Origin of the sequence: Paenibacillus thalictri (assembly GCF_004307995.1) — a bacterium.
Taxonomy (GTDB): Bacteria; Bacillota; Bacilli; order Paenibacillales; family NBRC-103111; genus Paenibacillus_AF; species Paenibacillus_AF thalictri.
On sequence record NZ_SIRE01000035.1, the window covers coordinates 85465 to 97578 of the forward strand.

At 46.1% G+C, this 12114-nt stretch carries 13 protein-coding genes and 2 pseudogenes; 4 read left to right on the forward strand and 11 right to left on the reverse strand.

Annotated elements, in window-relative coordinates:
* Positions 1-48: 48 nt before the first annotated feature.
* From EYB31_RS34885 to EYB31_RS34895, 3 genes and pseudogenes are all read right to left on the reverse strand, one after another.
* Positions 49-1527, reverse strand: coding sequence for a UDP-N-acetylmuramoyl-L-alanyl-D-glutamate--2,6-diaminopimelate ligase (locus EYB31_RS34885; RefSeq protein WP_131018203.1), 1479 nt, complete (start codon positions 1525-1527; stop codon positions 49-51).
* A gap of 184 nt (positions 1528-1711) precedes the next feature.
* Positions 1712-2908 carry an MFS transporter gene (locus EYB31_RS34890; protein WP_131018225.1) on the reverse strand — a complete coding sequence of 399 codons (1197 nt, stop codon included), beginning with the start codon at positions 2906-2908 and terminating at the stop codon, positions 1712-1714.
* Between the two features lie 32 nt (positions 2909-2940).
* Positions 2941-3051: pseudogene (locus EYB31_RS34895) on the reverse strand (aldo/keto reductase); the annotation flags it as partial.
* Positions 3052-3372: 321 nt separating this feature from the next.
* Between EYB31_RS34895 and EYB31_RS41625 the strand changes: the two are divergent.
* Positions 3373-3522 (forward strand): annotated as a pseudogene (locus EYB31_RS41625) (TetR-like C-terminal domain-containing protein); the annotation flags it as partial.
* Positions 3523-3720: 198 nt separating this feature from the next.
* On the opposite strand, the gene EYB31_RS34905 reads toward EYB31_RS41625, so the two are convergent.
* The 4 genes from EYB31_RS34905 to EYB31_RS34920 all read right to left on the reverse strand — a co-directional run bounded on the left by EYB31_RS34905 (position 3721) and on the right by EYB31_RS34920 (position 7809).
* Entirely contained in the window at positions 3721-4188 is a 468-nt protein-coding gene (locus tag EYB31_RS34905) for a phage tail protein (RefSeq protein ID WP_131018226.1), read from the reverse strand.
* A 345-nt stretch (positions 4189-4533) separates the two neighbouring features.
* Entirely contained in the window at positions 4534-4863 is a 330-nt protein-coding gene (locus tag EYB31_RS34910; RefSeq protein WP_131018227.1) for an ArsR/SmtB family transcription factor, read from the reverse strand.
* Positions 4864-5022: 159 nt separating this feature from the next.
* Positions 5023-5898 carry an amidohydrolase family protein gene (locus EYB31_RS34915; RefSeq protein ID WP_131018204.1) on the reverse strand — a complete coding sequence of 292 codons (876 nt, stop codon included), beginning with the start codon at positions 5896-5898 and terminating at the stop codon, positions 5023-5025.
* Positions 5899-5940: 42 nt separating this feature from the next.
* Positions 5941-7809, reverse strand: coding sequence for an ADP-ribosylglycohydrolase family protein (locus EYB31_RS34920; protein ID WP_131018205.1), 1869 nt, complete (start codon positions 7807-7809; stop codon positions 5941-5943).
* Between the two features lie 86 nt (positions 7810-7895).
* Between EYB31_RS34920 and EYB31_RS34925 the strand changes: the two genes are divergently transcribed.
* Together EYB31_RS34925 and EYB31_RS34930 are read left to right on the forward strand one after the other, a co-directional pair.
* The gene (locus tag EYB31_RS34925; RefSeq protein WP_131018206.1) at positions 7896-8528 is read left to right on the forward strand and encodes an AraC family ligand binding domain-containing protein; all 633 of its coding nucleotides are present in this window, start codon (positions 7896-7898) and stop codon (positions 8526-8528) included.
* 13 nt (positions 8529-8541) lie between these two features.
* Positions 8542-8733 carry a helix-turn-helix transcriptional regulator gene (locus tag EYB31_RS34930; RefSeq protein ID WP_131018207.1) on the forward strand — a complete coding sequence of 64 codons (192 nt, stop codon included), beginning with the start codon at positions 8542-8544 and terminating at the stop codon, positions 8731-8733.
* Positions 8734-8904: 171 nt separating this feature from the next.
* Here the strand turns inward: EYB31_RS34930 and EYB31_RS34935 are convergent, their stop codons facing one another.
* Positions 8905-9336 carry a universal stress protein gene (locus EYB31_RS34935; protein ID WP_131018208.1) on the reverse strand — a complete coding sequence of 144 codons (432 nt, stop codon included), beginning with the start codon at positions 9334-9336 and terminating at the stop codon, positions 8905-8907.
* A gap of 179 nt (positions 9337-9515) precedes the next feature.
* Complete coding sequence (locus EYB31_RS34940) at positions 9516-9980, reverse strand: hypothetical protein (RefSeq protein ID WP_131018209.1); 465 nt, start codon at positions 9978-9980, stop codon at positions 9516-9518.
* Positions 9981-10295: 315 nt separating this feature from the next.
* Between EYB31_RS34940 and EYB31_RS34945 the strand changes: the two genes are divergently transcribed.
* Positions 10296-11072, forward strand: coding sequence for a lipase family protein (locus EYB31_RS34945; protein ID WP_131018210.1), 777 nt, complete (start codon positions 10296-10298; stop codon positions 11070-11072).
* A gap of 134 nt (positions 11073-11206) precedes the next feature.
* Here EYB31_RS34945 and EYB31_RS34950 read toward each other — a convergent pair whose 3' ends face one another.
* Entirely contained in the window at positions 11207-11425 is a 219-nt protein-coding gene (locus tag EYB31_RS34950) for a helix-turn-helix domain-containing protein (protein WP_131018211.1), read from the reverse strand.
* A gap of 10 nt (positions 11426-11435) precedes the next feature.
* Positions 11436-11918: a DUF2975 domain-containing protein gene (locus EYB31_RS34955; protein ID WP_131018212.1), complete on the reverse strand. Its 483-nt coding sequence runs from the start codon at positions 11916-11918 to the stop codon at positions 11436-11438.
* Between the last annotated feature and the right edge of the window lie 196 nt (positions 11919-12114).

Here is a 12114-nt window from a genome sequence, read left to right on the forward strand (position 1 = left end):
ACAGTATTTCCTCGTAAAACCATCTTATCATATATGTATTAACCATTTCTATCGAAAATCACCCTTTCTTAAAACTTTATCTAACTCATCAATAATTTCTTTTACAACTTCACGCTCATCAAAATGAATGGTTTTATCCTTAAAAATCTGATATGTCTCGTGACCCTTGCCTGCCAGGATTATGATATCCCCGGGTTTGGCATTCAGGATAGAGTATTTGATAGCTTCCCTACGGTCTACAATGGCTATAAATTCAGCATCTGTCTTTTTTATACCTTCTTCAATTTCCCTGATAATAGCGTAAGGCTCCTCCGTACGGGGATTGTCGGAAGTAATTATGGTAAAATCCGCAATCCTTCCGGAGATTTCACCCATAAGCGGCCTTTTTATCCTATCCTTGTCGCCACCACAACCGAATACACACACCACCCTGCCTTCCGAACTGTTTTTAATGGTTTTCAGTATGTTCTCAAGGCTGTCAGGAGTATGGGCATAATCCGTTAAAACCGCAAAGCCGTTACCTGTGTAGATCACCTCGGCTCTTCCCGGGACGCTTATTTTTTCCAGGCCTTCTGCCATATCATCGGTTGAAGCTCCCAGGACGCCACTGGCACCTATAGCCGCAAGGGCGTTATATATGCTGAATCTTCCAGGCGCGCTTACTTTAATCCTTCTCTCTCCCCATGGGCTCTGCAGGTCGAATTCAACATAGCTTTTATTGGATACAATATTTAAAGCCTTTATGTCTGCATCTTTATCAATCCCATAAGTGAGTACTCTACACTCAGCCTTTTGAATTACTTCTTCTCCATACGGATGGTCTATATTAACGATGCCCGTTTTGCACATCTTGAAAAGCTTGAGTTTTGCGTTGAAATAGTCCTCCATTGAGTTGTGTTCGTTCGGTGATATATGGTCCTGGGATAGGTTTGTGAAGATTCCAATATCCAAATTGCAACAGCTTACTCTGTGAAGCTCAAGGCCCTGGGAAGACACTTCCATAACCACGCTGTCAACATTCTTATCGGCCATTTCGGAAAATAAATACTGAAGGTCGTATGCCTCAGGAGTTGTTCTTTCTGTTTGAATCGTTGCATCCCCAATACGTGTCCCGAGTGTACCAATTAGTCCAACCTTTTGTCTTGCGGCTTCAAGTATGGATTTTATCATAAACGTCGTTGTAGTCTTACCTTTAGTCCCTGTCACACCGATAATGTCAAGACGATTTGAAGGCTGGCCAAAGAAAATATTCGAAATATATGCAATCGCATATCTAGTGTCTTTTACCCTGACGACTGTAATACTTTCAGGGACGTTTATTTCTTGCTCAACCAGAAGAGCTGTTGCGCCGTTTCGAAGCGCAGCGTTTATAAAGTCATGTCCATCAACAGAAAAACCTTTAATGCAAACAAATATGTCCCCCTGTCTTACTTTTCGCGAATCATATGCAATACCGCTTATACCTATATCCGAGTTCCCGCAGACCTCCAATACATCCAAACCCATTATTAAATCCTTCAGTAACATTTCAAAACCTCCATGGAATTTGTTAGTTTTATTCCGAAGGAATATGCGGTGTGAACATCTTAAATGCCCTATTATTAAACGTTTCGCAATTATTGTACCATAATTATCCATCGACATTTATTAAAAATAATACCCCGCATTTAAGCGGGGCGTTACTGCTAATGTGTCACTTTTTCGATTCGTACTACGTGAATTTCTCAAATTCATTTTCATCGAAAGCACTAGAATCCTCACCCTTACGCTGCTCTTTGTTTTTCGATACACGTTTAGCAAAAACCGAGAAAAGGATCAAAGAAATCCCAACGGACACGGCACTTACCTCGAACAATACCTGATAGCTAGCATACTGGGAAACCCAGCCCAGCATGATCGCACCCAGCCCGATGCCAAGATCATTAGCAGTCGAAATCGTAGCGTTGGCCACCCCTTTGCGGTCCACTCGGGCCAATAGTATCGTTGCCGATTGAAAAGCCGGCTGCGCGGAACCAAAGCCGATACCATACAGAACTGCCGATACCAGCACACCGGCTAATCCGGTCGAGACACTCAAGACAATCATGGCAGCTATCGTAACCACAAGTGAAGGTGCAATAATAACCATCTCGCCGAACCGATCAGAAAGTTTCCCCGAAATGGGACGACTGAGCGCAAGCGTTGCAGCAAAGGTCAGAAAGAAGGCACCGGAATTGACCTGGATTGAGCCGGCGAACAGCGGAACAAAGGTGGTAATACCTCCGTAAGAAATAAACAGAAAAAAGACCGACGCCGCAATGGGCAAGACCGATTTTTCGTATAATTCCATTTTTCTTGTGCCCGTTTGTGGTCGGAAAGGCATTTTTGCACCAAAAGTGAGGAGCAGCGCCACTACAGAAAGGCCGACGGCGAATAAAAACAGAGTGCTGTACGAATGGTTCTGCGTCACCCATATACCGAACATCGGACCGATCGCCATCGCCAGTGTCATGGACGTGCTAAACCACCCCATTCCTTCGCCGCGGCGGGCTGCCGGGATTGTGTCCGTAATCGAAGTGATCATGGCGGTAGTAGATAATGCCCAACTCAACCCGTGTAAGATTCTGAGCCCGATCAGAACGACAATTCCCCCGACCCAGCCATACATATACATCGCGAAGGTGAAAAGAAGCAACCCGCTCACGATAAACGGACGCCTGCCAAAGCGGTCCAGCAGCCCGCCGACTAACGGACGAAAAATAACGGCGGACAGCGCAAACGTACCCATCGCCAAACCGACCTGGGATTCGCTGCCGCCCATTTGTTTGATGAACGACGGCAACGTCGGGTAAAGCATGTAAAAAGCGACAAACAGAAACAGGTTTCCTGCCGTCATGAGAATAAACGGCTTCGTCCATAAGCGTTCCACTGTGCTCATCACTGATGGCCTACGATACTCGCTTCGTCGAGTATCCATTTATGAAACGAGCGCTCTACCACACCAAACCCCATACAACCAAGACAAATCCGGGATACATCCATGCCGGTATTCCCTAGTTTTACGTATTCCATCCGCCGAATCACTCCTTATTTTTCCAGATGATATATGAGCAGTTTACTCTTTGGAGTTAACTCCAAGTCAATACAATTATTATTGACCAGCTCAGCCGCCGGAAGTAAAACTTGATAGTTTGTAAAACTCATGTTTATAATTCTAAACAGAAACAAAAAGCTTGCAATAATCAATTCCTCGTGTTGTGTGGATTACTCAACAAACCATCCAAAATTGCCTATTATTTAAGAGGGGGTCGATTTCTTGATTTGGTCATCCAAGAGTAGAAGGTTGATGTCAACGTAACCGAAGGAAAAAATCAAGGTTTAAGTGAGGATGTTTTTCTGCAATTTTTTGGCGTGGTTGTCGTGAGTGCAGTGGAATGGTGGTTCAGGAATGGAATGCCTTTACCGCCACGTGTCATTGCAGAACAAACAGGGATACTACTGGATTCATCCAAAAACCATACTTCACAAACAAGGTGCCCATAAAAAGTTTGGCCATCCAGCGCAAATGACGACCTACTCTGTCAGGAAAAAAACGTAATAGGCCACCCGATATCGATCTCGCGGCGGCCCCCATGATGTTTATGTGTTGTTTAAATAGCGTATACCATTATCGCAATCTGGTGTTGCGTGGTGTTGCGAACGAAATATCGGATCCACCGCTATGCCTACGCTTTGCTTCTTTTAATATTCTCTCTTAATTACAAAAAACGATCCTCGAATGGTTCCAGCTAGTTTGGACTTCTGTCGAGCAAACTTAAACTTCTTCTCTTCTAACTCCTTTGGTACCTCCATCCCCTCAGAAAGCTTGAAACCAACGGCCCGCTTCTTAGGGTCATCAACCGTATACAGGACGTTGACTGCAAGACCATCTTCGTAAAAGACGAATGTCCATTTGATATTTTCCACTTGAAGACGCGACGTTTCCAGAGGTTTGGCCGCAAACTCAATACCACGTTCTTCTTTCAAAATTCGGTTCACATAATCAAGAGTCTCCTGGCTTTCGTTAGCGGGTACCACTGTAAATTCATGCTTGTACTTGTTCATGAAATAACGAGCTTCATTCGCGCGCAAACCAGCAAGCGCATCGGCTACAGGCGAAGATTCTAAACCCACAGTAGACACATTTTTAAAATCAACGATATAGGACATTTTTATCGCTCCTTTTATCACTTTTTTTATATCAATAGCATTACTATACAACCAATACTTTTTCAAGTTGTCCACACATGCTCGTCCAGCCGTATTTTGCCCCCGAGCGCTTGAACTATGCTGAACCCGGTTTGATCAAGATGCAGATGAACAGTTCCGTCTTTATTTTATTGCAATGTCCAAATGATCGTAGTGTTCTCTCCACCGCCATCCCAAGTATACGACAAACGGTGCAGCTCTACGACTTCCAGCACTTCGCAATGGATGACGCCATCCCACCCTTGGACCGGCTCCCTTCAGAACTGAAAACGGTGGCCGACAATCGGTTTGTCGACAGATCTTGCTTCATTCCTCTTCCTCCTTAAGAAGTTGGTCCAGACGAGCCATATTTTGTTTCCAAAATTTCTCGTAGTACGACAACCAATCCTGAAGCTCCTTCAGCGGTGCGGGATTGAGACGGTTTCGCGTCTCACGGCCGACTTTACGCTCACTTACGATGCCGGCTTCCTTCAAAATTGTCAAATGCTTAGAGACTGCGGTTCGGCCCATTGCAAAATGCGGAGTTAACCGATTGAGCGGCAATTCTTCCGCATCCGCTAGCAATCGAATAATTTCACGCCGGGTCGGATCGGCCACGGCATAATAGACATCCCGTGTCTGTGCAACTGCGCTCATCATCACCCACTCCCTCTGAAAAGAAATTACACCAAACGGTGTCTTTATTTTAGGACACTATATGGAGTCCCGTCAAGATGAAAAACACTATGGACACGACACTATATGGAAAAGTAAAAGGAGGGCTTACGCCCTCCAATGAAATTTCAGTTCTTTACTCTACTTTACTTTCTTCGATAAAGACGATTGGTCCGCCTCTCCATTCGCCTTGAGCTTGTAAAAGCGGATTGCATTGCCGCCGAACAATGCCTCGTAGCCATCCGTGCGGATCCCTTCCGGCAGGGCTTTCAACAGCGCTTCAACAACTTCGCCGTAGCTGCATGTAGACAAGCATACCGGCCAGTCGCTGCCGAACATAACCCGCTCCATGCCAAACACCTGTACGACATGGTGTACATAAGGAGCCAAATCATCCGGCTTCCACAATGTCTGATCCGCCTCCGTTACTAGCCCGGACAGCTTGCACATCATGTTTGGGTAAGAAGCCAGTTCCGCGATTTGCGTCTTCCACGGCTCCATCACGCCTTCGGCTATAAACGGCTTAGCGATATGGTCAACAACGGCGGTTAGTTCGGGCAATGAACGCATTGCTTCCAGCATATAAGGTAGAAGGCGCGGTCTTAGCTGCAAATCAACCGGAAACCGGTCGGCCTCGACCAGCTCCAAATTTTTCATTACCTGCGGACGCAAAATCCATGGTTCCGGCAAGTCTTGAATCATCGGCCGGAAGCCAACAAAACCTTCATGCCCGCGGAAGCGGTTGTAATGAGCCGGAAAATCCGGGGAATCCAGGTCAAGCCAGCCGACAACACCGGCTATGTTGTCGTAGCTGTCATAAAGAGACAGCATAAACTCCGTCTCCTCCATCGTTGGCGCCGCCTGTACAACTACCGAACAATCAAACCCGTAACGTTGTAATTGATCGTGCAGCTGCTCCGGTAAATAATCGGCATATAAAATGCCTGTAGCCGGCGTTAACCAACCATAATCTCCGCGCTCCGGTTTCCAGTAATGCTGATGGGCATCTACTCGCACAGGTATTTCGCCTCCTAAAATAATTAAGATCTTGCTGTGTAATCAAGTAAACAACACATCAGCGTAGAAGAAATAAGGACCTGGTGTTTTCGTATATTTAAGCGATACCGGAAGCACAAACAAGTCCAGGGGTGTGTCCCCCTTCTCCGCTTCGATCTCAAGCAGATGCTCGCCGGCGGGAAGCTTAAGTTCCGCCAGCTTGGAAGGCGTTGCCCGATGGAAGGCAGGCATAAACTCAGTTTCTTGATCATCCTGAATGATCAATTTTCCGTTCAGGTACGCTTTAACCGGACTGGCCGTTTCCGTGATCAGCCGGATTTGCCGGCTTTCCGGGATGTACAAGGTTGTTGCCGCCCTGTATACCCCTGCCTCGGAGGTCTGCAAAACGCCGGCAAAATCGATTCTGTTGCCAGGCAGCACAGCCGCTTGCCATTCGCTATCGGCGGGACCGCGCAGCTTCCAATGCGTTGCGCTGACCAAATAAAACGGAACCGTTTCCGCGTTCCAGAAATGCCCGTCATGATGACGCACTACCTCAAGCTGCAGAGGATAATAAGGTTTCATTTCCTCATTTGAGACTATTTGCAGCTTCCATGACAGCTCTTGATCGGGCTTAAGATGAAGCGTTTCTTCCGCAAGCCCTTGCCAGCCTTCAGGCACGGCGAGCCTCAATAGTCCTTCCCATGTTTCGGTCGAGCGATTGATCAACGTTACGGCGATTTCCTTCTTTTGTCCTCTGCCAATGGACGGTCCTTGAGCGCCGTAATCGACGATCAGCTCAAGTCCCAGGTTGTTGCGCGTCCCCTTCGGCAGCAAGTAGCGGTTGGCTTGAAAGCTGTATTGCCAAAGCCATCGCGGATCGTAATAATCGATAAGCTCCGGCGGCAGCTCATCTGACGATTTCTCCGCTCCGAATTCGATGGGAATGTTCCACACTGCTGCGACCTCCTTGCCGATTCTAAGCGTCCGCGCCGTAAGCTCGTCCAACGTTTCCGGAATCGGAAAACCTTTGATCGGCGCATTTACGGCAATCCGGTCGCCCACCGGCTTTAACCACCGCTCGGGCAGCTTCTCCGGCCCGAGAATGATGCCGAGAATCGCCCCCAATGTGGCGGCTGTGCAATCGGTGTCATAACCGCAGTTGACCGCCTTCAGGATGGCGTCGCCAAAATCTTCGCCGTACAGCCAGCCGAGCAGCGTAAAGGCGATATTTTGCGGCGCATCCGTAAAATTAGGATGCCCGTGGTGCTTAAGGATAAGCTCTCTAGCTTCCGTCCACGTTTTCCCTTCCTTGTGCCATTCCAATAACGCGCGAACCGCTTTGGCCGTACGGCATTCAGCCGGAATATAGGTCAAACCGGTTTGAATAAGCCGGTCGCGGTCCGATTCGAAAAACGCAGCGCTTTCAATAGCAGCAAAAAACATTTCGCCGTACACGCCTTCTCCCCCGGCATGATCAACAATTGCGTCCTGATAAGCGTAATAGGCCGCAACTCCAGGGCACCCGGGCGTAATCATTGCCCAAATTTCGGAGCGGATCGGCGACCCCATACAATCCGTAAACGGATTGTTGAACCAGCCAGCTACCGGCGGAACCAAACCTCTGCGCATGTTGGCCAAACCGTAACCGTATTCGTCAAACGGGAAAAATACATGCTCCATCCACTCTTGCCCTAGCTCCGCGGCCGTCAAACGGACGCCGTATTGCTCCAAAGCGTGCAGCCAAACAATTTGCAAATCCAAATCATCGTTAGGAAGCGGCCCTTCCGACAGCTGGGGATAATACGTCAGGTTGAGCAGCTCCATTTTGCCTTCGACCGGATACCCCAATGTACCGCCTATATTTTTTCCCAGCCAGCCACCGTAAATTTTACGGTAATATTCGCTTTCATTCAATTTAATGGTTCCCATACTTTTGCCTCCCAGGTATAGTTGGTTTTGTATAAGAACCAATGTACCAGTCAGAAAGAAGAAACAACATCGACGATTTATAGATTATGACTTTTTATCCTACATTTTATTCCTATCATTATAACCCCTATTATCAATTGATTATGGTTTCGGAAGGGCCTGTTTACTGGCAGGTAGAAAACGAAAAGTTTATATTGGAGGCCGGGGAAACGTTTCTGCTGAATCCGTGGGAACGCCATATGGGATGGAGAAAACCGGAGGGCGCGTCGGCTTTTTTCTGGGTGCAGTTCTCATCCGATCCCCCGTTAAAGGAACTGGATACCTCGACAAAACCGATCAGTGAATATAAAATTTTACATGCCGAAAAAAACGAATTGCGAACCCAAACAACAAGCGACGCCGATCAGTTAATAATTCCGCGCCGGTTTAAGCCAAACCAACGGTTTAAAATATTAAACTATTTTGAGGAACTGGACAACGAAATGAAACACCCGGTCGGCTATTTCCGCTTCCGGCTAACTCAACACCTATGCAAAATATTTGAAATGATTTCAACCGACCTGCTGGAGCAAAACTTCCAAACGATGACGCCGCCCGGATCCTACAACATATACCGGCAAATGGTAAACTTTTTGCATGACTTTTACCAAACGGATTTGACCAAAGAAATGATCGAAAAAAAATTGAACCGCAGCTACGAATATATAAGCCAAGTTTAAAAAGCATTCCGGCATGAACATCGTGCATTACATCCACCAGTTGCGCGTTCAGCGGGCCAAACATTTGCTGGAGGAAAGCAAGTTGCCGATTCAGGAAATTGCGCGTGAAATCGGGATCGACGACGCTTTTTATTTCAGTAAAATTTTCAAACAAATCGAAGGTGTCCCGCCATCCAAATATAGGGAAGACCACTTGAAGGGATAGCCGCTTCGCTTGAGACATTTCCATCCTCTAATCTGCTTGATGATCGTTTGAGCTGCATTGGGATCAAGTTTTGACATGTTTAGGGGGGATTTTTTGGCACACAAAAAACCTTCTCTCCACTTCCATGAATTTGGAAATGTCAGAGAAGGCTTGTACACCGTTTTATTCTTCCTATTTGATAACCAGTACAGGAATCTTGGCATGCTGAACTACATTATGGCTTACGCTGCCAAGAACAAACTCTCCGAAGCTATTCAGCCCCCTGCTGCCGATAATAATGAGATCTGCTGCCTTCTCCTCCGCAAAGCTCAGAATCGTTTTGGCAGGACTCCCCTGTCTGATTTCAATGTTCGTATTCGATAAATCTTGGATCTGCGTCTTTATTTTACCGACGACCTGCTCGGAATAATCAAAAAGTTCGATTTCATCTTTGACAGGTGGAGTAATAACCATTTCTCCCATTACAAACGCAGGAATATTAATGACATGAATGATTTCTAACTTGGCGAAATGATTGAGTTTAGCCATCTTGATGGCAGAATCAAGCGCCTTGTCTGAAATCTCGGAACCGTCGTAGGCAACAACAATTTTGGAGTATAACATATATCCACCTCGCATTTTTAGTCTTTACATCATATCATAGCAGCGAAAAGCTGCTGTGACAATTATCATAGTGGCAATAAAATCTAAACCAATCAAAATGAAAGAGGAGCCGCGGTAAGCAAGCTCCTCAACTATCGTTTCTATAAGACATTACCAGGCACTTTTCAAAAAGTATACGCTTACTGAATGGGGTCGGGAATTTGACCCGTTTCACGCAACTCTTGATTTGTTTTCATAGCCGCCATCTCTTTACCTAACTTGATCATTTCCTCCATATTCGGCGCCATGCCGCCAGTTTGACGTGGCACAAATCTATCGTTTCGATTTTGTTTTTCCCGCTCATCGTTTAGATAAGCGTTGACTTCATTTAATTTGCATTCTGCTGCTCCAACAACCTCGGGAGGAATCGAACCCTTATCTTCAAAAAATGCATCGGCAACCTTAACAGAGCAAGTGAAGTTATCGTGGTCTTGAACTGGAATCATTAAGCGGTATGACCTTCTTGTAGAAGTGTCGTCAAATCTGGCACGATACACAAAACGTTGGTTAAAAATAATCTTACGGAACCCTTGAAACATCATCACATTTTGAATCGCAGAAAAGGGCAACTTGATTACAGACATCGTATTAGATTGAATCTTCATCGTATTACCTCCTTTAGGATTCTATCATGTGCCTGGTATCTACCAGTTTAAAGTAGATTGTTCATCATCTCAACCCACATATATCCGTTTGAAAGGCCGTAATTCTTGATAAAGAGAAATATTTTCAGAATTTTCTCTCATTTGTTCAAAATTCCTTTCGGATGCTGGCGATAATTGCTCCTGCAAGGCAAACTGCAATTTCGATGGGCCTAGCTTGGATCAAAGGCATCACTAAATTAGGCATATGCCCGTGGACTTATGCCCATCATTTTCATATACATACATAAAACATGTGTGAGCAGAAGAGGAAGATCTATGAGCAAGAATGTGTTCGATATCCAAACCGCCATTTTATTGTCCGCACTTTGCAGCCAAAGCTATCAACAGTTTGAAAGCGCCGATGGAACCTTTGTTCTGCCGCGTCGTTACCAGTTGGTTACGGAATTTGAAGCCGCGTCGTTTACAGGCAGGAAAGAACCGTTCGGCTTTATCGCCGAGTCAGCGGACCGGATCGTCCTTGTATTTCGCGGAACGAATACCAAATCGGACTGGATATCCGATGCAATCGCCAGACAAAGCGCGTTTCCCTATGCGAAGAACAGCGGCTCCGTGCACCAAGGGTTTCTCGGGATTTACGAGTCGGCTCGGCCAACCGTCATGTCAGCCTTACAGTCGCTTCCCCGCCATAAGCCGCTTTATATTACAGGGCATAGCCTTGGCGGTGCACTTGCCCATCTGTGCGCCGTTGACACCGCAGTGAATAGCGGCTTCAGCGATCCTATCGTTTATACGTATGCTTCACCTCGTGTGGGGAACGCTGAATTTTCCGGCGCCTTTAACCAAATATTCGACCGGCATCGAATTCACAACCCGTTTGATCTCGTCCCGCAGCTGCCGCCCATTCTCTATAAATCTCCGAAAACAGGCCAAACCTACACCTATTTACACACCAAAAAAAGCCATGAGCTGCCTTTCCAAAAGGGCTCTGTCGCCGCCAATCACGAAATTGCCAACTACTTCACCGAGCTTGCGCTGCAGGATCCCACTTATGCCCGGCTGCTGTGCACGAGTAATCCCGGGTTGTGTCCGTAACTCCAAAGCTGTGGTCGATGATCAACTGGCGGCAGGCATCGCTCACAGCGGCCGGTGCGCAGTATGCAGGCGGCAAAGCTACTTAGCTCCCCTTTTCTCAACCCTTTGCGATTATTAAATATTGGTTGTCTGTTTTATTGAATGTCTTCGTCGCTTTTGTACTCCAAAATATCACCAGGCTGACAATCCAAAGTCTTGCAAATCGCTTCTAATGTTGAAAAACGAACCGCTTTTGCTTTCCCATTTTTCAGAATGGAAAGATTCGCCATAGTAATGCCAACCCTCTCCGAAAGCTCCGTTACGCTCATTTTTCGCTTGGCTAACATCACATCAATATGAATCATAATGGCCATATGCTCCACCTCAGACCGTTAAATCATTTTCTGATTTTATATCAATGGCTTCTTGTAGAAGTCGCTGGAGAACAGCGGCAAAAACGGCGATCACCAGAGAGGCGAAAATAAGGAGCAATCCCATCGGTATGAAACTTGGCGGGTCAACTTTCTTTCCCATGAGATAATAAAGCGGCATACCTAGCAGGTACAAGGTACTGATTGTGATGGCACCGTATTTTATATTGTTTAAAGCTTTTACCGAAAGTTCCGAGAACGCTTGGTTCTTATCGATATAACTTAAAAGTTTAAATGCTTGATACAGAGCAAAATAAAAAGGAATCGCTGCTGCGTACATATCGATCAAAACGAGAGATTTCATATACGCCAATTCTGGATACAATTCTCCAGCAAAATCCCCAATTCTAGGCATTAAAAATATGCACACAGCGAGAATGGGGATTCCAATAACAATAACAGCCGTCTTCAAAAAAAGTGTTGTTCCGCGTTTCATAAAGTACACCTCATTTATTTAATGAAAATAAACAAAACATTTCTAATACAATGAAGAGGCGCCGCGGCACACTCCTTACTAGCAGAAAGTCATCTTCACTCCCATGCGGTTGCAATTACCTGTACCAAAAAAGCGGCAACCTTTGACGAGAATTAACGTCATAGACTGCCGCCACATATTAAACATGACTAATCTT